General features: G+C 64.7%; 13 protein-coding genes. 7 read left to right on the top strand and 6 right to left on the bottom strand.

Annotation, left to right across the window (positions count from 1 at the left end; all coding sequences use genetic code 11):
- The first annotated feature begins 55 nt into the window (after positions 1-55).
- Entirely contained in the window at positions 56-736 is a 681-nt protein-coding gene (gene cinR, locus ACQKPS_RS12575; RefSeq protein WP_254480788.1) for a two-component system response regulator CinR, read from the top strand.
- Complete coding sequence (locus tag ACQKPS_RS12580) at positions 736-2,079, top strand: heavy metal sensor histidine kinase (RefSeq protein WP_427604300.1); 1,344 nt, start codon at positions 736-738, stop codon at positions 2,077-2,079. The genes cinR and ACQKPS_RS12580 overlap by 1 nt, the downstream gene beginning before the upstream one ends.
- 60 nt (positions 2,080-2,139) lie before the next feature.
- On the opposite strand, the gene ACQKPS_RS12585 is transcribed toward ACQKPS_RS12580, so the two are convergent.
- From ACQKPS_RS12585 to ACQKPS_RS12595, 3 genes are read right to left on the bottom strand one after another with little or no spacing between them, the layout of a single operon-like run.
- Positions 2,140-3,381: a lipoprotein-releasing ABC transporter permease subunit gene (locus tag ACQKPS_RS12585; RefSeq protein ID WP_427604302.1), complete on the bottom strand. Its 1,242-nt coding sequence runs from the start codon at positions 3,379-3,381 to the stop codon at positions 2,140-2,142.
- A gap of 59 nt (positions 3,382-3,440) precedes the next feature.
- Positions 3,441-4,124, bottom strand: a complete 684-nt coding sequence (gene lolD, locus ACQKPS_RS12590) for a lipoprotein-releasing ABC transporter ATP-binding protein LolD (protein WP_176506135.1) — start codon at positions 4,122-4,124, stop codon at positions 3,441-3,443.
- A 7-nt stretch (positions 4,125-4,131) separates the two neighbouring features.
- Complete coding sequence (locus ACQKPS_RS12595) at positions 4,132-5,382, bottom strand: lipoprotein-releasing ABC transporter permease subunit (RefSeq protein ID WP_283724113.1); 1,251 nt, start codon at positions 5,380-5,382, stop codon at positions 4,132-4,134.
- 93 nt (positions 5,383-5,475) lie between these two features.
- Here ACQKPS_RS12595 and ACQKPS_RS12600 point away from each other — a divergent pair, with 93 nt between their 5' ends.
- Together ACQKPS_RS12600 and ACQKPS_RS12605 are read left to right on the top strand one after the other, a co-directional pair.
- Entirely contained in the window at positions 5,476-6,060 is a 585-nt protein-coding gene (locus ACQKPS_RS12600) for a PilZ domain-containing protein (protein ID WP_254480791.1), read from the top strand.
- Between the two features lie 30 nt (positions 6,061-6,090).
- Positions 6,091-6,807, top strand: coding sequence for a glycerophosphodiester phosphodiesterase (locus tag ACQKPS_RS12605; protein ID WP_254480792.1), 717 nt, complete (start codon positions 6,091-6,093; stop codon positions 6,805-6,807).
- Positions 6,808-6,855: 48 nt separating this feature from the next.
- Here ACQKPS_RS12605 and sthA read toward each other — a convergent pair whose 3' ends face one another.
- From sthA to ACQKPS_RS12620, 3 genes are all read right to left on the bottom strand, one after another.
- Positions 6,856-8,250: a Si-specific NAD(P)(+) transhydrogenase gene (sthA, locus tag ACQKPS_RS12610; protein WP_054883499.1), complete on the bottom strand. Its 1,395-nt coding sequence runs from the start codon at positions 8,248-8,250 to the stop codon at positions 6,856-6,858.
- Positions 8,251-8,452: 202 nt separating this feature from the next.
- Complete coding sequence (locus ACQKPS_RS12615; RefSeq protein WP_283724111.1) at positions 8,453-9,451, bottom strand: FAD:protein FMN transferase; 999 nt, start codon at positions 9,449-9,451, stop codon at positions 8,453-8,455.
- Between the two features lie 121 nt (positions 9,452-9,572).
- Entirely contained in the window at positions 9,573-11,036 is a 1,464-nt protein-coding gene (locus ACQKPS_RS12620) for a glyceraldehyde-3-phosphate dehydrogenase (RefSeq protein ID WP_103449827.1), read from the bottom strand.
- Positions 11,037-11,204: 168 nt separating this feature from the next.
- Between ACQKPS_RS12620 and mfd the strand changes: the two genes are divergently transcribed.
- From mfd to ACQKPS_RS12635, 3 genes are read left to right on the top strand one after another with little or no spacing between them, the layout of a single operon-like run.
- Positions 11,205-14,654, top strand: coding sequence for a transcription-repair coupling factor (gene mfd / locus ACQKPS_RS12625; protein ID WP_427604307.1), 3,450 nt, complete (start codon positions 11,205-11,207; stop codon positions 14,652-14,654).
- A gap of 9 nt (positions 14,655-14,663) precedes the next feature.
- Positions 14,664-15,236: a CsiV family protein gene (locus ACQKPS_RS12630; protein ID WP_427604309.1), complete on the top strand. Its 573-nt coding sequence runs from the start codon at positions 14,664-14,666 to the stop codon at positions 15,234-15,236.
- A gap of 4 nt (positions 15,237-15,240) precedes the next feature.
- Positions 15,241-18,546, top strand: a complete 3,306-nt coding sequence (locus ACQKPS_RS12635) for an SNF2-related protein (RefSeq protein ID WP_427604310.1) — start codon at positions 15,241-15,243, stop codon at positions 18,544-18,546.
- Positions 18,547-18,571 lie beyond the last annotated feature (25 nt).

Genomic DNA, 18,571 nt, shown 5'->3' on the forward strand with positions numbered 1-18,571 from the left:
TCGAGTTGGTCACGTATCATTTCAGCCATTACATCCCCCTGATTGTGGATTAAGCATGAAACTGCTGATCGTCGAAGACCAGGCCCGCACCGGCCAGTACTTGAGCCAGGGCTTGAGCGAAGCCGGCTTTGCCACCGAACTGGCCACCGACGGCGAAACCGGCCAGCACCTGGCCCTGACCGGCGACCACGACCTGCTGATTCTCGACGTGATGCTGCCCGGGCGGGACGGCTGGCAGATTCTGCAAGCCGTGCGTACTGCCGGGCTGGACACCCCGGTGCTGTTCCTTACCGCCCGCGACGCCGTCGAAGACCGCGTGCACGGCCTTGAGTTGGGCGCCGATGACTATCTGGTCAAGCCCTTCGCCTTTTCCGAGCTGCTGGCCCGGGTACGCAGCCTGCTGCGCCGGGGCGCCAGCCCCAGCCAGGACACTATCCTGACCCTGGCCGACCTGCGCCTGGACCTGATCCGCCGCCGCGCCGAACGGGCGGGCGCACGTATCGACCTGACCGCCAAGGAGTTCGCCCTGCTCGAACTGCTGCTGCGCCGCCAGGGCGAGGTGCTGCCCAAATCGCTGATTGCCTCGCAAGTGTGGGACATGAATTTCGACAGCGACACCAACGTGATCGAAGTGGCGGTTCGCCGCCTGCGCCTGAAGATCGACGACCCACACCCGAACAAGCTGATCCATACCGTGCGCGGCATGGGCTACGTGCTCGAAGAGCGTCACGACTGATGCGCAGGCTTTCCCTCGGCACGCGCCTGGCACTGCTGTTTGCCGCCTGTACCGCCGCCGTGTCGCTGGGCGCGGGGCTGCTGTTCAACCGCGCCAGCGAGCAGCATTTCGTCGAACTGGACCAGCAACTGCTGGAGTCGCGTCTTTCGCTGTTTCGCAGCCAGCTCGCAGGCCTGCAGGGGCCTGGCGAATTGCAAGGCCGCCTGCCTGCCCTGCGCAACGAACTGAGCCATCAGGCTGACCTGGCGCTGCGCATCGCTGGCCGCGACGGTGCGACCTGGTTCGCCAGCCGTGACGGCCTGCCAGGTACTCCGTCAACGCCGGGGCTTACGACCCTGCACGCCGACGGTGTCGATTATCGAAGCCTGTCTGTGCCGCCGGACGCTCAGACGCCTGCGCAACTGACGCTGTTTCTCGACATCACCCATCACCAGCACTTCCTGCAAGGCATGCAGCGCCTGATCTGGCTCACCGTCGGGCTGTCGGCGCTGGCCACCGCCCTGCTCGGTGCCTGGGCCGCACGCCGTGGCCTGCGCCCCTTGCGCCAGATGGGCCGGGTGGCCGCCAGCGTGTCGGCGCGCTCATTGACCACGCGCCTGCCGGTGGCGCAGATGCCCGAGGAACTGGCGGAGCTGGCCACGACCGTAAATGCCATGCTGCAACGCCTGGACGACGCCTTCCAGCGCCTGTCGGCGTTCTCCGCCGACATCGCCCATGAGCTGCGCACTCCGCTGTCCAACCTGCTGACCCACACCCAGGTCACCCTCACCCGCCCGCGCAGCCTGGAGGAGTACCGCGAGGCACTGCATGGCAACCTCGAGGAACTGCAGTGGATGGCGCAGATGATCAACGACATGCTGTTCCTCGCCAAGGCCGACCACGGCCTGTTGGTGCCGGGGCAAACAGCGCTGGCCCTGCACGATGACGTGGACGCACTGCTGGAGTACTACGCGCCGTTGGCCGAGGACAATGAAGTGCAATTGCTGCGCGAGGGCGAGGCGATCGTGCAGGGCGACCGGCCTATGCTGCGACGGGCGCTATCCAACCTGCTCGACAATGCCCTGCGCTTCACCCCGCCAGGCGGGCAGATACGGGTGACGCTGGAGCCGGGGTTGCGGATTTGCGTGGCCAATACCGGGGGGGCAATCGAAGCGGCGGCGTTGCCGCGGCTGTTTGATCGTTTCTACCGGGTGGACCCGGCGCGGCGGGAAGGCAGCAGCGAACATGCAGGATTGGGGTTGGCGATTACCCGTTCGATCATACAGGCCCATGGCGGGAGCATTCAGGCGCATTGCCAGGATGGCTGGACCCGTTTCGTGATCGAATTGCCTGAAGTTAGGTGACATGGGGCTGCCTTGCAGCCCTTCGCGGGCAAGCCCGCGAAAGGGCCCTGACAGGAGCACTCAGACGGCCAGGCCAATCGCCGGCTGCACCTGCGACGCCCGGTAAGCCGGGTAGATCGTTGCCAGGAAGCTCATCACCAACCCCGCAGTGCAGATCATCAGCACATCCCCGCCCTGCAGCTCGGACGGCAGGCTGCTGACGAAATAAACGTCGGAAGTGAAAATGTGCTGCCCACTCACCCGCTCCAGCCAGCCGACGATCTGGCTGACATTGAGCGCTGCAAGCACCCCGAGCACGCCGCCGATCAGGGTGCCGACAATGCCGATCAAGCTGCCCTGGACCATGAACGTGCCCATGATCTGTGCCGGCGTGGCACCCAAGGTGCGCAGAATGGCGATGTCTGGGCCTTTATCGTTCACCACCATCACCAAGGTGGCGATGATGTTGAATGCCGCCACCGCGATGATCATCAGCAGCAACAGGCCGATCATGGTCTTTTCCATCTTCATCGCGCTGAACAGGCTGCCCTGGGTGTGCGACCAGTCGTCGGCACGGTAGCTGTCGCCCAAGCTGGCAGCGATCGCCTTGGACACCTGTGGCGCGGCATACAGGTCGTGCAGCTTCAGGCGCACACCCTGGACCTGGCCCGGCGCCCAGCGCTGCATTTCACCGGCATCGGCCACGTGCATGTAGGCCTGCGAGCCGTCCAGCTCGGCACCGACCTTGAAAATGCCGACCACGGTCAGGCGCTGCATGCGCGGGGTGATGCCCCCTGGCTCCTTGCTGATTTCCGGCACGATCAGGGTCAGCTTGTCGCCCGTGTTGAGACGGAAGCGCCGCGCCGTCAGTTCGCCGATGACCACACCGTATTCACCCGGCTGCAAGTCCTGCAGGCGGCCCTGGACGATGTGCTGGCCGACGATCGAAACCTTGCCTTCCTCGGCCGGGTCGATGCCGCTGACCTGGATCGGCTGCATCGCGCCCTTGTAGGAGAGCATGCCTTCCATCTCGGTGATCGGCGCGGCGGCCATCACTGCCGGGTTCTGCAGCGCAGCGTCTGCCGCGTTGTGCCAGTCGTCCAACGGCTGCACGCCGAGGATCGAGGCATGCGGCACCAGGCCGAGAATGCGTGAGCTCATTTCGCGCTGGAAGCCGTTCATCACCGACAGCACCACGATCATTGCCAGCACGCCCAGCGACAGGCCGATCATCGAGGTCATCGAGATGAACGAGATGAAGTGGTTGCGGCGCTTGGCCCGGGTGTAGCGCGCGCCGATGAAGATGGGCAAGGGTCTGAACATTTAGGAAACACCCAATTGAAACGGGAAAACGGGGCAGCGCTGCCACCCCGTGTACTCGGTCAGATCGCCACCAGGTGGCCGTCGTCGAGCTTCAGTACGCGATCCATCTGGCGCGCCAGGTTGAGGTCGTGAGTCACCACCAGGAAGGCGGTACGCGACGCACTGGACAGCTCCTGCATCAGTTCCTGGATGCCCTGGGCGGTGTGATGGTCGAGGTTGCCGGTCGGCTCGTCGAGCATCACCAGGCCCGGCCGGTTGACCAGGGCGCGGGCAATCGCCACGCGCTGGCGTTCGCCACCGGACAGCTCGGCCGGCTTGTGGTGCAGGCGATGGCCCAGGCCGACCCGCTTGAGCAACGCCTCGGCACGCTCACGGGCCTCCGGGATGGCGGTGCGGCCGATCAGCAGCGGCATGCACACGTTCTCCATGGCGGTGAATTCTGGCAACAGGTGGTGGAACTGGTAGACGAAGCCCAGCTCGCGGTTGCGCAGCAGGCCGCGGGCGCGCTCGCCAAGGGCCGACAGCTCTTCGCCGGCCAGCCATACGCTGCCCTGGGTCGGCCGGTCGAGGCCGCCCAGCAGGTTGAGCAAGGTGCTCTTGCCCGAGCCCGAGCTGCCGACGATGGCCACGCGCTCACCGGCGTGCAGTTCCAGATTAAGCCCGGACAGCACCTGCACCGACTCCGGGCCCTCGTCGTAGGACTTGCCCAGGTTGCGGCAACTCAGAACGGCTTTATCACTCATGCGCGACTCACTCATAACGTAGCGCCTCTGCAGGCTGGGTGCGGGCCGCACGCCAGGCCGGGTACAGGGTGGCGAAGAAACTCAGGACCAGCGCCGCACCGCAGACCATGTAAACATCCTGGGCCTGGATCTGCGACGGCAGGTAATCGATGAAGTAGACGTCGGCATTGAGGAACTTGTGCCCGATCAGTTTCTCGATGCCGGCGATCACCGCGCTGACATTCAGCGCGGCGACGATCCCGACCACGGCGCCGATCAGGGTGCCGATCACCCCGATCACCGTGCCCTGGACCATGAAGATCAGCATGATCTGCCCGGGCGTGGCACCCAGGGTACGCAAGATGGCGATATCGCCGCGCTTGTCGTTGACCACCATCACCAGGGTGGAAATGATGTTGAACGCCGCCACCGCGACGATCAGCAGCAACAGCAGGCCGATCATGGCCTTTTCCATGCGGATCGCCTGGTACAGGTTACCGTGGGTGCGGGTCCAGTCGCGGCTGTAGTATTCCTGCTCGCCCAGCTGCTGGGCGATATTCCAGGCCTCCCGCGGCGCCTGGAACAGGTCGTCGAACTTCAGGCGCAGGCCCTGCACCTGGTCCGGCTTCCAGCGGTGCAGGCGGGACAGGTCGGTGATGTGGGTCAGGCCCAGGTAGCCGTCGATCTCGCCAGCGCCCACGTGGAAGGTGCCGACCACGGTGAAGCGCTTCATGCGCGGGAACATCCCGGCCGGGGTCACGCTGACTTCGGGGGCGACGAAGGTCAGCTTGTCGCCGATGGCCACGCCCAGCTTGGCTGCGGCCTTGTCGCCGATCATGATGCCCCACTCCCCCGCCGCCAGCTTGTCGAGGCTGCCTTGCTGGATGAAGTTGTCGATGATCGACACCTCGCGCTCGCGCGCCGGGTCGATGCCGTTGAGCAACACCTTCTGCACCTTGCCATCATGGGTCAGCAGGCCCTGCATCTGCGTGTACGGAGCCACTGCCAGCACGTGCGGATTCTGCTTTACTTGTTGGGCAAGGGCAGACCAGTCGTTGATCGGCTGGCCACTCTCCAGCGTGGCGTGGGGGATCATCCCCAACACGCGGGTACGCATCTCGTGGTCGAAACCGTTCATGACCGAGAGCACCACGATCATCACCACCACGCCCAGGGCGAGGCCGATCATCGAGGTCAGGGAAATGAACGAGACGAAGTGATTACGGCGCTTGGCACGGGTGTAACGCGTACCGATGAATGCGAAAAGAGGTCTGAACATGTCGGGGCTTGTTCGGATGAAAGGGAACGTCCTTGTGGCGAGGCGCCTACGGCGGCTTTACACTCGGACCACCGCCGCAACCATGGGTTCGCCATGACGACATTAGACGAAGAAGATCGCCGCGAATACTACCGCATCGAAGATCGGATCGCACTGGAAATCAGCCCCCTCAGCGCGGCCGAAGCCCTTGAAGCAGAACTGTTGCAGGATGATTCGCCGCTGTTCAACCTGCTCAGCGAATTGCACCTGTCCGACTTCGAGTCGCAGCACCTGCTGCGCCAGCTGAGCGAGAAGGACCGCACCCTGGCAGCCTTCCTGCGGGCGCAGAACAAGCGCCTCGACCTGCTCAGCGCCGTGGTCGCACAAACCCTGCTCGGCGAAATCGGCCAACCGCAACGGGTGATCATCTCCGAAGGTGGCATCGAGTTCGCGCAACCGCGGCCGATCGCCCCCGGCACCCGGGTGAAAGTGAAGATGGTGCTGATGCCACGTGCCCACGGCCTGCTGCTGCGCGGCAAGGTCACCCACTGCGACCCGAGCCCGGACGGCGACTTCGAGGTGGGCACGGAATTCACCGACATGACCGATGCCCAACGGCAACTGCTGGCCCGCTACATCCTGCAACGCCAACAGCAGCAACGGCGCCAGCAACTGGAACAAGACGGCCCCGCCTCCTGAGCCCTATCCCCCTGATTTGAAGGAACGAACGTGACCCTGATCTATGGCCACCGCGGCGCCAAGGGCGAAGCCCCCGAAAATACCCTGAAGAGTTTTCAGCAGTGCCTGTCCCACGGCGTGACCCGCTGCGAACTGGACCTGCACCTGTCGGCCGACAACGAGCTGATGGTCATCCACGACCCTACGCTCAAGCGCACCACCGGCCGGCGTGGCAAGGTGGTCGAGCACCCGGCTGCCGAACTGGTCCGGATCGACGCGCGCAAAGGCGGCCCGGGCCATGTGCAGCCCTGCCCGATCCCGAGACTCGAAGAACTGTTCGAGAAATGCCCGTTCGAGCATTGGCAGCTGGAGGTCAAGAGCGCTTCGCGCACCCGCGCCGCCACCACCGTGCTGGCGATTCGCGAACTGGCGCAGCAATACGGCCTGCTGGACAAGGTGACCATCACCTCCAGTTCACGCGAAGTGCTGGGCGCGGCCCAGGAGCTGGTGCCGGATGTGAAACGCGGGCTGGTAGCCGAATACGCCTGGCTCGACCCGTTGAAGGTCGCGCAGAACTACGGCTGCGAGCTGCTGGCATTGAACTGGACACTGTGCACCCCCGAGCGCCTGCTCAAAGCCCAGGGTCAGGGCCTGCACGTGTCGGTGTGGACGGTCAACGAACCGGCACTGATGCGCCGGCTCGCTGATTTTGGCGTGGACAGCCTGATTACAGACTTTCCCGGTTTGGCCAAGACCACCCTCGGGTAGGGCTGAAATCGGTCTCCCCGACCGGCTCAGGCCACCGGCCGGAGCCGCTTAAAAAAGCCGGTTCAGGCCGTCATAGGCCGCTACCCGATAGGCTTCGGCCATGGTCGGGTAGTTGAACGTGGTGTTGACGAAGTACTTCAGATTGTTCTGCTCGCCCGGCTGGTTCATGATCGCCTGGCCGATGTGAACGATTTCCGAAGCCTGGTAGCCGAAGCAGTGCACGCCGAGGATTTCCAGGGTTTCGCGGTGGAACAGGATCTTCAGCATGCCTTGCGGCTCGCCGGCGATCTGCGCGCGCGCCATGCTCTTGAAGAACGCCTTGCCCACTTCGTACGGCACCTTGGCCTGGGTCAGCTCCTGCTCGTTCTTGCCGATCGAGCTGATCTCCGGGATGGTGTAGATGCCGGTCGGCACATCGTTGACGAAGCGCCAGCTGCCGTTATCGACGATGCTGCCAGAAGCCGAACGGCCCTGGTCGTGGGCAGCACTGGCCAGGCTTGGCCAGCCGATCACGTCGCCGGCACCATAGACGTTCGGCACGCTGGTGCGGTAGGCCTCGTCGACCTCGATCTGGCCACGGCTGTTGACCTTGATGCCGATGTTTTCCAGGCCCAGCTTGTCGGTGTTGCCGGTACGGCCGTTGCACCAGAGCAAGGCGTCGGCCTTGATCTTCTTGCCCGACTTCAGGTGCAGGATGACGCCGTTGTCCAGGCCCTCGACCCGCTCGTACTCCTCGTTGTGGCGCACGGTGATGTTGTTGTTGCTGAAGTGGTAGCTCAGCGCCTGGGAAATTTCCGAATCGAGGAAGCTCAGCAGCTGGCCGCGGTTGTCGACCAGCTCGACCAGCACGCCCAGGCCGCTGAAGATCGAGGCGTACTCGCAACCGATCACGCCGGCGCCGTAGACGATCAGCTTGCGCGGGGTGTGGCTCAGGCTGAGGATGGTGTCGCTGTCGTAGACGCGCGGGTGGTGGAAGTCGATGTCGGCCGGGCGGTACGGGCGCGAGCCGGTGGCAATGATGATGTGCTTGGCATTGAGCTTCTCGACCACGCCATTCGGGCAGACCACTTCGACGGTCTGCTCGTCGGCGAAGCTGCCAGTACCGAAGAACAGATCAACGCGGTTACGGGCATAGTAGCCGGTACGCGAAGCAACCTGCTTGGCAATGACCTTCTCGGCGCTCTTGAGTACGTCCGGGAACGAAAACCAGCGCGGCTCACCGATGGCACGGAACATCGGGTTGGTGTTGAACTGCATGATCTGCCGCACCGAGTGACGCAGCGCCTTGGACGGGATGGTGCCCAGGTGGGTGCAGTTGCCGCCGACCTGACGGCGGCTGTCGACCATTGCCACCTTGCGCCCCGCTTTGGCGGCGTTCATTGCCGCGCCTTCACCGGCCGGGCCGGAACCCAGCACCACTACGTCGTAGTTGTAGACAGCCATGCGTACTCCTTCAGAACTGGCCCGGGGTTACGGTTACCCGCGGGGCTCGATCATGCCGCCGGGGCGTCATGAGAAAATTCGGGTGCAGTCTAATCAAGCGTGAACGCCGCGCACATTAACCCTTGGTCGCGTCGTAGGCCAATTTTGCCTGCACTACATGTCATTCACCGATCCCTGGCGGCGATCATCCCTGCCAACGCTTTCAATCGCCTTTCACCGCCTGCTCGAATGCAGGGGTCGCTCGGGAGACGAAGCCACCGTCTGCCCGAGTCACCAAAACCGCAGCCAGATCATGGGCCAGGGCGAAATCCCAGCCGCGCTCAGGCCCCAGGATCAGCAACAGGGTCGAATAGCCATCGGCCAGCAGCGCCGAGGCATCGAGCACGGTAACCGCGGCCAGGTCGTGGTCGACCGGGCGCCCCAGGCGTGCGTCGAAGGTATGTGAATAGCGCCGGCCATTCTCCTCGAAATAGTGGCGATAGTCACCCGAGGTCGACACCCCCAGGCCATTGACCGGGATGATCTGGCGGGCGATCTGCCGGTCTTCGCGCGGCAACTCAAGGGCGATGCGCCAGGGGCTGCCGTCCGGCTTGCGGCCCACGGCCTTGAGCTCACCGGTGGCTTCGGCGACGAAACTGGCCACGCCCATGGCGCGCAGACGCTCGGCGATCAGGTCGACGGCGTGGCCAGCAGCGATGCTGTTGAAATCCAGTTGCACCGCGGCGTCCTTGCACAGTGCCTGGCCGTCGATGCGCAGGTGGCGGTAACCGACGCGCTGGCGGGCCTGGGCCAGGGCCAGCGGGTCAGGCACCTGCTCTTGGCGGGCTTGCGGGCCGAATCCCCAAAGGTCGAGCAATGGCTCGACGGTGAGGTCGAAAGCGCCATCGCTCTGTTCGGCCAGGTGCTGGCCGAATGCGGCCAGCTCAAGCATGTCGGGCGGCAAGGCCATGCACTGGTTGGCGGGCAGCAGGTTGAACTGGCTGACGGTGGAGTCGCCGCGGTAGGTCGAGTAATGCTGGTCGATATCGTTGAGGATGGCCTCGACCGCCGCCTGGACCTGGGCCGGCGCCGGGCCGCCGGGCTCGCGGACGTACTGGATGCTGTAGCTGCTGCCCATGGTCGGGCCGCCCAGGCGTTCCAGGGTTGGGCCCTGGTTGCAGGCAGTGAGGAGCATCAGGATGAACAGGAGGGCTGTGCGCAAAGGTCGGCTTCTCGGTTGCCTGAGTGGGTTTACCCGCGAAGAGGCCCGCTCAGGCAGCACAAATCTGGATAAAAAAACGGGAACCCGAAGGTTCCCGTTTTTTCATGCGCTTACAAGCGAATCAGCGTGGAAACGCTGGCGGGTTCACACCCGACATCTCTTCCATCACGCGAACGACCTGGCAGCTGTAACCGAATTCGTTGTCGTACCAGACGTACAGGACAACGCGGTTGTCGTTGGCGATGGTCGCCTCGGCATCCACCACACCGGCGTGGCGCGAACCAACGAAGTCGGTCGAAACCACTTCCTGCGAGCTGACGTAGTCGATCTGCTTGTGCAGTTCCGAGTGCATGGCGGTCTGGCGCAGGTACTCGTTGATTTCGTCGCGGGTAGTCGGCTTCTCAAGGTTCAGGTTGAGAATGGCCATCGAAACGTTCGGCGTCGGAACGCGAATGGCGTTGCCGGTCAGCTTGCCTTTCAGCACTGGCAGTGCCTTGGCGGCAGCGGTGGCGGCGCCGGTTTCGGTAATGACCATGTTCAGCGGCGCGGCACGGCCACGGCGGCTGCCCTTGTGGAAGTTGTCGATCAGGTTCTGGTCGTTGGTGAACGAGTGAACGGTTTCGACGTGGCCGTTGACGATGCCGTACTGGTCGTTGATGGCCTTGAGCACCGGCACGATGGCGTTGGTGGTGCACGAAGCTGCCGAGATGATCTTGTCATCGGCAGTGATGTCGCCGTGGTTGATGCCGTGCACGATGTTCTTCAGCGCGCCTTTGCCCGGTGCGGTGAGGATCACGCGGGCAGCGCCCGGGCAGGCCAGGTGCTGGCCCAGGCCGTCGGCGTCACGCCATACACCGGTGTTGTCGACGATCAGCGCATTGTTGATGCCGTACTGGGTGTAGTCGACTTCGCTCGGGCTCTTGGCGTAGATGATCTGGATCAGGTTGCCGTTGGCGGTGAGGGTGTTGTTGGCTTCATCGATGGTGATGGTGCCATCGAACGGGCCATGCACCGAGTCACGGCGCAGCAGGCTGGCACGCTTGACCAGGTCGTTCTCGGCGCCTTTGCGCACGACGATGGCACGCAGACGCAGGCCGTCGCCACCACCGGTCTTCTCGATCAGGATGCGCGCCAGCAGGCGGCCGATGCGACCGAAGCCGTACAGGACGACATCGGTACCCTTGCGGGCCGAAGCGTTCTGCTGGCCAACCACGTCGGCCAGCTCTTCACGGACGAACTGCTCGGCAGTACGGCCGTTGCCCTCCTGCTTGAACTTGTTGGCCAGCTTGCCCAGGTCGACCGAAGCGGCGCCCAGTTTCAGCTCGCTCATGGCCTTGAGCAGGGGGAATGTCTCGTGTACGGACAGTTCGGTCTCGTCGGTCTGACGGTGACGTGCAAAGCGGTGGGCTTTGAGGATCGAGATAACCGAACGGTTGATCAGGCTGCGGCCATAAATCGAGCTCACCACATTGTTGTTGCGGTAGAGCTGACCGATAAGCGGGATCATCGCTTCAGCCAGCGCTTCACGATCGATCCACTCACCAAGACACTGGTCGGGCTTCTGAGTCACGGGAACCTTCCACATGTAGGGACAGAAAAAAGGGGCTACATTATGACGCCCCAGCGCGTAACCGGCAATGAGCGCCTGTCGCCGATGGCAAAGCCCGCTGTTCATGGCCTGTGAAGCCTGACAGCAGGCACCGTCACCGGTACAATCGATCTCTTTGCCGCAACGCTTGGAGTGCAATCTCCCGTGTCAGTTCTGCGCCTTCCGCAAATGTCGGCCACGGCCGGCAAACAAACCTGGGGCAACCTGCCCGGGGCCGCCCTCAGCCTGGCCATCGCCGAGGCCGCCAGCAGCGCCGGTCGCTTCACCCTGCTGCTGACCGCCGACAGCCAGGCAGCCGATCGTCTGGAACAGGAACTTCGCTTCTTTGCCCCGGAGCTGCCGGTGCTGCCGTTCCCCGATTGGGAAACCCTGCCCTACGACCTGTTCTCGCCGCACCAGGACATCATTTCCCAGCGTATCGCCAGCCTCTACCGGTTGCCGGAACTGAGCCACGGCATTCTGGTCGTGCCGATCACCACCGCCCTGCACCGCCTGGCCCCCACGCGCTTCCTGCTGGGCAGCAGCCTGGTGCTCGACGTGGGCCAGACCATTGACGTCGAGCAGATGCGCACGCGCCTGGAAGCCACCGGCTACCGGTGCGTCGACACCGTCTACGAGCATGGTGAGTTCGCCGTGCGCGGCGCACTGATCGACTTGTTCCCGATGGGCAGCAAGCTGCCTTATCGCATCGACCTGTTCGATGACGAGATCGAGACCCTGCGCACCTTCGACCCGGAGACCCAGCGCTCGATCGACAAGGTCGACTCGATCCGCCTGCTGCCGGCGCGCGAGTTCCCCATGCAGAAGGAAGAGGTGACCCGCTTCAAGGCGCGTTTCCGTGAGCGCTTCGATGTCGACTTCCGCCGCAGCGCAATCTTCCAGGACCTGGCCAGCGGCATCATCCCCGCCGGCATCGAGTACTACCTGCCGCTGTTCTTCGAAGAAACCTCGACCCTGTTCGACTACCTGCCCGCCGACACCCAGGTGTTCTCGCTGCCAGGCGTCGAACAGGCTGCCGAGCACTTCTGGAACGACGTGCGCGGGCGCTATGAAGAGCGCCGCGGCGACCTGACCCGCCCGCTGCTGCCGCCAGCCGAACTGTTCCTGCCGGTGGAAGACTGCTTCGCCCAGCTCAAGCAGTGGCCACGGGTGGTGGTCAGCCCCGACGACATCGACACCGCTGTCGGCCGCGAGCGCTTCCCTGCGCGCAGCCTGCCCAACCTGGCCATCGAAGCCAAGGCCAACCAGCCGCTGGCGGCGCTGGCCGAGTTCCTCGATCAGTTCAGCGGCCGCGTGCTGTTCACCGCCGAATCGGCGGGCCGCCGCGAAGTACTGCTGGAGCTGCTCGAACGCCTCAAGCTGCGCCCCCAGACGGTCGACAGCTGGGCCGATTTCATTACCGGCGGCGAGCGCCTGGCGATCACCATCGCCCCGCTCGACGACGGCTTGCTGCTGGAAGACCCGGCCGTCGCCCTGGTTGCCGAGAGCCCGCTGTTCGGCCAGCGTGTGATGCAGCGCCGGCGCCGTGAAAAACGCGGCGAAGCAGCCAACGACGCGGTGATCAAGAACCTCACCGAACTGCGCGAAGGCGCGCCGGTGGTGCATATCGACCATGGCGTGGGCCGCTACCTGGGCCTGGCCACCCTGGAAATCGACGGCCAGGCCGCCGAGTTCCTTACCCTGGAATACGCCGAGGGCGCCAAGCTGTATGTGCCGGTGGCCAACCTGCACCTGATCGCCCGCTACACCGGTAGCGATGACGCCCTGGCGCCGCTGCACCGGCTGGGCTCCGAAGCCTGGCAGAAAGCCAAGCGCAAAGCTGCCGAACAGGTCCGCGACGTGGCGGCCGAGCTGCTCGACATCTATGCCCGCCGCGCGGCGCGCAAGGGCTATGCCTTCGCTGACCCCGCCGCTGACTACGCCACCTTCAGCGCAGGCTTCCCGTTCGAGGAAACCCCTGACCAGCAAGCAGCGATCGAGGCGGTGCGGGTCGACATGCTGGCGCCCAAGCCAATGGACCGCCTGGTGTGTGGCGACGTCGGCTTCGGCAAGACCGAAGTGGCCATGCGCGCCGCCTTCATCGCCGTGCACAGTGGCCGCCAGGTGGCGGTGCTGGTGCCCACCACCCTGCTCGCCCAGCAGCACTACAACAGCTTCCGCGACCGCTTTGCCGAATGGCCGGTGAAGGTCGAAGTGATGAGCCGCTTCAAGTCGGCCAAGGAAGTGGCCGCAGCGGCCGCCGACCTCGCCGAAGGCAAGATCGACATCCTCATCGGCACCCACAAGCTGTTGCAGGATGACGTGCGCTTCAAGGACCTGGGCCTGGCCATCATCGACGAGGAACACCGCTTCGGCGTGCGCCAGAAAGAGCAGCTAAAGGCCCTGCGCAGCGAAGTGGACATCCTCACCCTGACCGCCACGCCGATCCCGCGCACGCTGAACATGGCGGTGGCGGGCATGCGCGACCTGTCGATCATCGCCACCCCGCCGGCGCGGCGCCTGTCGGTGCGTACCTTCGTCATGGAGCAGAACAAGAGCACGGTCAAAGAGGCGCTGCTGCGTGAGCTGCTGCGCGGCGGCCAGGTGTATTACCTGCACAACGATGTGAAAACCATCGAAAAGTGCGCCGCCGAACTGGCCGAGCTGGTCCCGGAAGCGCGTATCGGCATCGGCCACGGGCAGATGCGCGAACGCGAACTGGAACAGGTGATGAGCGACTTCTACCACAAGCGCTTCAATGTGCTGATCGCCTCGACCATCATCGAGACCGGTATCGACGTGCCCAGTGCCAACACCATCGTCATCGAGCGCGCCGACAAGTTCGGCCTGGCCCAGCTGCACCAGCTGCGTGGCCGGGTTGGCCGTAGCCACCACCAGGCCTACGCCTACCTGCTGACGCCGCAGCGCCAGAAAATCAGCGCCGATGCCGAAAAGCGCCTGGAAGCCATCGCCAACACCCAGGACCTCGGTGCCGGCTTCGTGCTGGCCACCAACGACCTGGAAATCCGCGGTGCCGGCGAGTTGCTTGGCGAAGGCCAGAGCGGGCAGATCCAGGCCGTGGGCTTTACCCTGTACATGGAAATGCTCGAACGTGCGGTCAAGGCCATCCGCAAGGGCACCCAGCCAAACCTCGAGCAGCCGCTGGGCGGCGGCCCGGAGATCAACCTGCGCCTGCCAGCGCTGATCCCCGAGGACTACCTGCCTGACGTGCACGCCCGCCTGATCCTCTACAAGCGCATCGCCTCGGCGGCCGACGAAGAAGGCCTCAAGGACCTGCAAGTGGAGATGATCGACCGCTTCGGCCTGCTGCCCGAGCCGACCAAGAACCTCATGCGCCTGACCCAGCTCAAGCTGCAGGCGGAAAAGCTCGGCATCAAGAAAGTCGACGCCGGCCCCAATGGCGGCAAGATCGAGTTCGAGGCCGAGACCCCGGTCGACCCGCTGACCCTGATCAAGCTGATCCAGGGCCAGCCCAAACGCTACAAGTTCGAAGGTGCGACGCAGTTCCGTTTCCTGGTACCGATGGAACGCCCCGAAGAACGCTTCAATACCCTGGAGGCGCTGTTCGAGCGCCTGACCCCACAGCCTGCCTAAGGAAGATCCATGCGTGCCATCCGTTGCCTGACCCTGCTGCTCGCGCTGTTCGCGCCAGCCGCCTTTGCCGAAGGGATGTATCAGGTGGAAATGATTCTGGTGCGGCAGAACAGCGTGCCTGCCTTCACCAGCCCGTTCGCCCCGGAAGACTGGAGCGCCGGCGCCCCGCGCCTGGACAAGGGCGCCGAACGCCCGCTGGCGCTGCAGGACGAAGCCACCCGGCTGCAGGCCACTGCGGACTACACCGTGCTGCTGCACAAGGCCTGGCAACAGCCGGTCAGCAGCGACACCAGCCGCATCGCCCTGGGCGATGGTACCGAGCAGTTTGGCCACTTCCCAATCGAAGGCAATCTGAGCATCACCTCTGGTCGCTTCATCAGCGTAGAGGCCAACTTCTGGGTCAACCAGCTCGACAGCAACGGTAACGTGCTGCAAAGCGAGCAGTTCAAGCAGAGCAACAGCAACATGAAAGGCGGCCAGCTGACCTTCCTCGATGGTGGCCACCTGGCCCTGCTGCTGAAGGTCACGCCACCGGGCACGCCGAAGATGCCCGTGATGGACCCGGAAATGATGGAGCAGTGACGCAATGAGCCGCGACGCTCTGCAGCTGCTGCGCGAGTACCCGAACTGGACCCAGTCGTTCACCGGCCCGGTCCTGCAGCGCGGCGAGCGTTACGCCCAGGAAGACCGAGTAGAGATCGAACACTGCAGCGGCCCGCTCATCGAAGCCACCTGCCGTGGCAGCGAAGGCAGCCCCTATCGGCAGAAGATCACCCTTACCGCCCTGGCTGGCCGCTGCCATGTACGCGGCCAATGCAGCTGCCCCGTGGGGCAGAACTGCAAGCATTGCGCCGCCGCGTTGTTCGTCCTGAGCGAGACACCGGCAGCGGCGAAAAATGGCGATACCCTGCCAGCCGACCTGCAACGCTGGCTCAAAGGCCTCGAGCAACCCGCGCTGGAGCCTGCCCAAGTGCAGGACAAGCGCGGGCGCATGGTCTGCTACCAGCTCAGGCTGACCGAAGAGCCCGGCTGCGCCCTGCGGGTGCGCAAAGGCACTCGCGAAGAGCAGGGCCTGCGCTACAGCCGCGTGCAATCCCTGTACGAGTTCCTTTACGAACCCCCGCGCTTCGTCCAGGAAGAAGACATCCGCATCCTGCGCCTGCTTTCGGCACTGAATCAGACCGCCAGCCAGGACCGCGGTTACCAGCTCAAGGGCCAGGAAGGCGGCGAACTGTTCCAGCGTGCGCTGGATACCGGGCGCATGTACTGTGACGAGAACAAGCCGCTGCTGCGTGAGGCGCCCCCACTTGCGGCCGAATTCCGCTGGGTGCGTCTGGACAATGGTCACTATCGCGGCATCTGGTATCACGGCGAGACACCGCTGAACTGCGTGATCGCGCTGCTGCCACTTTACTATTTCGACTTTTCGAGCAGCCAAGTGGGCAAGATCGAGCACAACCTCGATCCACACATCGCCCTGCAACTGACCATCGCTCCCGATGTCCCGGAACACCTCGTCGTGCCTCTCAGCCACAAGCTCAACGCCTTGAACCACCAGCTTCCTACGCCGACCACGCTGCACGAACAACTCATCGACGACCTGCAGCCCAGGCCCCACCTGACCCTCGGCAGCCTCGAGTTCAGTGCCTACATGCCCAAGACCGGGCGCATGCAACGGCAGATGCAGCACCGTGCCGCGCTGGCGTTCGATTACGACGGCCTGCGCGCCAGCGGCAGCGACGACAAGCCGCTGACCCGCCTGGTCGATGCCACCAGCCAGCGCATCCGCCGCCAGCCCCAGGCCGAGCAGGCGCTGCGCAAGGTGCTGCGCGACTTCGGTTTCAAGCCTGCCACCCGGCAGAGCAAGGCCCTGCCCGACAGCGCTGGCGAGATGTACCAGCTGCCCGACGACGAGGCCTGGCTGCGCTTTGCCCGCGATGGCCTGCCGCGCTTGCGCGAGGCCGGCTGGGATATCGACATCCACCGCGACTTCGCCTTCAACCTGCAGGAAGTGGACGACTGGTACGCCAGCATTGACGAAGCGCCAGGCCATGAATGGTTCGACCTGGAACTGGGCATCGTGGTCGAAGGCCAGCGCCACAGCCTGCTGCCGATCGTACTGCAACTGTTGCGCAGCAACCCCGAACTGCTGCGCCCCAGCGAACTGGCGCGGCGCAGCGACGATGAGCATTTGCTGATCGACCTCAATCGCGGCCGCCTGGAGAGCCCGGCGCTGCGCGTCGCCCTGCCCTATGGCCGCATCAAGGCGGTGATGGGCACCCTCGGCGAGCTGTACCTGCACGAGGACGCGGTCGGCCCAAGCCTGCGCATGGGCCGTGCCGACGCCGCGCGCCTGAACGACATCGAGCACCTGCCGCTGCACTGGGAAGGCGGCGCCCATGTGCGCGACCTTGGCCGCCGCTTGCGCGACGCCCGTGACCTGCAAGTCGAAGTGCCAAGCGGCCTCAACGCCACCCTGCGCCCCTACCAGCAGCAAGGCCTGAACTGGCTGCAGGCGCTGCGCGAAATGGGCACCGGCGGCATCCTTGGCGACGACATGGGCTTGGGCAAGACCCTGCAGGCCCTGGCCCACCTGCTCCTGGAAAAACAGTCCGGGCGCCTGACCGCCCCGGCACTGGCGGTGATGCCCACCAGCCTGGTGCCCAACTGGCTCGATGAAGCGCGACGCTTCGCCCCCGGCCTGCGCGTGCTGGCCCTGCACGGCCCAGGCCGCAGCAAGCATTTCGCCAAGCTGCACGAATATGACCTGGTGCTCAGCACCTATGCCCTGGTGCCGCGCGACCTGGAACATCTACGCGCGCAGGCCTGGCATGTGCTGGTGCTGGACGAGGCACAGAACATCAAGAGCAGCACCAGCAAGGCCGCCCTGGCCGTCGGCGAGCTGCAGGCCAACCAGCGCCTGTGCCTGACCGGCACGCCAATGGAGAACAACCTCGGCGAGCTGTGGTCGATCTTCCACTTCCTCATGCCCGGCTGGCTGGGTGACGTGAAACGCTTCAACCAGGATTACCGCACCCCGATCGAGCGCCACGGCGACGCCGAGCGCCTGGCCCACCTGGTCAGCCGGGTGCGCCCTTTCCTGCTGCGCCGCACCAAAGAACAGGTGGCCACCGAGCTGCCGGCGAAAACCGAAATGGTCCACTGGGTCGAACTCAGCGACGCCCAGCGCGACACCTACGAAGCAGTGCGCGTGGCTATGGACAAGAAGGTCCGCGACGAGATCGCCCGCAACGGCGCGGCGCGCAGCCAGATCGTGATCCTCGACGCCCTGCTCAAGCTGCGCCAGGTGTGCTGCGACCTGCGCCTGGTCAAAGGGGTCGAGACCAAGGGCAACCAGGCCGACAAGGGCAAGCTCGGCGCACTGCTGGAGATGCTCGAAGAGCTGCTCAGCGAGGGGCGCCGGGTGCTGCTGTTCTCACAGTTCACGTCGATGCTGGCACTGATCGAGCAGGAGCTGGAAAAGCGCAAGATCCGCTACAGCCTGCTCACCGGCGACACCCGCGACCGGCGCACGCCGGTGCAGCAGTTCCAGCAGGGTGACAGCGAGGTGTTCCTGATCAGCCTCAAGGCTGGAGGGGTGGGGCTGAACCTCACCGCTGCGGACACCGTGATCCACTTCGACCCGTGGTGGAACCCGGCCAGCGAGAACCAGGCGACCGACCGCGCCTACCGGATTGGCCAGGACAAACCGGTGTTCGTGTTCAAGCTGATTACCCGGGGCACTGTGGAAGAAAAGATCCAGGCGCTGCAACAAGAGAAGGCAGCGCTGGCGGCGAGCCTGCTCGATGGTGGGCAGGCGGGGCAGTGGCGGCTTGGCGATGACGAGATCGACGCGCTGTTTGCCCCGCTACCTGGCAAACGAAGCCGTTAGTCAGTACTGGCTTCTCCGCGGGCAA

This window comes from Pseudomonas sp. NPDC086566 (assembly GCF_050280885.1).
Classification (GTDB): domain Bacteria; phylum Pseudomonadota; class Gammaproteobacteria; order Pseudomonadales; family Pseudomonadaceae; genus Aquipseudomonas; species Aquipseudomonas vlassakiae.

Excerpts from the sequence above, each read along its gene's own strand:
- cinR (WP_254480788.1), top strand. The coding sequence starts at position 56 with ATGAAACTGCTGATCGTCGAAGACCAGGCCCGCACCGGCCAGTACTTG.
- ACQKPS_RS12580 (WP_427604300.1), top strand. The coding sequence starts at position 736 with ATGCGCAGGCTTTCCCTCGGCACGCGCCTGGCACTGCTGTTTGCCGCC.
- ACQKPS_RS12585 (WP_427604302.1), bottom strand. The coding sequence starts at position 3,381 with ATGTTCAGACCCTTGCCCATCTTCATCGGCGCGCGCTACACCCGGGCC.
- lolD (WP_176506135.1), bottom strand. The coding sequence starts at position 4,124 with ATGAGTGATAAAGCCGTTCTGAGTTGCCGCAACCTGGGCAAGTCCTAC.
- ACQKPS_RS12595 (WP_283724113.1), bottom strand. The coding sequence starts at position 5,382 with ATGTTCAGACCTCTTTTCGCATTCATCGGTACGCGTTACACCCGTGCC.
- ACQKPS_RS12600 (WP_254480791.1), top strand. The coding sequence starts at position 5,476 with ATGACGACATTAGACGAAGAAGATCGCCGCGAATACTACCGCATCGAA.
- sthA (WP_054883499.1), bottom strand. The coding sequence starts at position 8,250 with ATGGCTGTCTACAACTACGACGTAGTGGTGCTGGGTTCCGGCCCGGCC.
- ACQKPS_RS12620 (WP_103449827.1), bottom strand. The coding sequence starts at position 11,036 with ATGTGGAAGGTTCCCGTGACTCAGAAGCCCGACCAGTGTCTTGGTGAG.
- ACQKPS_RS12630 (WP_427604309.1), top strand. The coding sequence starts at position 14,664 with ATGCGTGCCATCCGTTGCCTGACCCTGCTGCTCGCGCTGTTCGCGCCA.
- ACQKPS_RS12635 (WP_427604310.1), top strand. The coding sequence starts at position 15,241 with ATGAGCCGCGACGCTCTGCAGCTGCTGCGCGAGTACCCGAACTGGACC.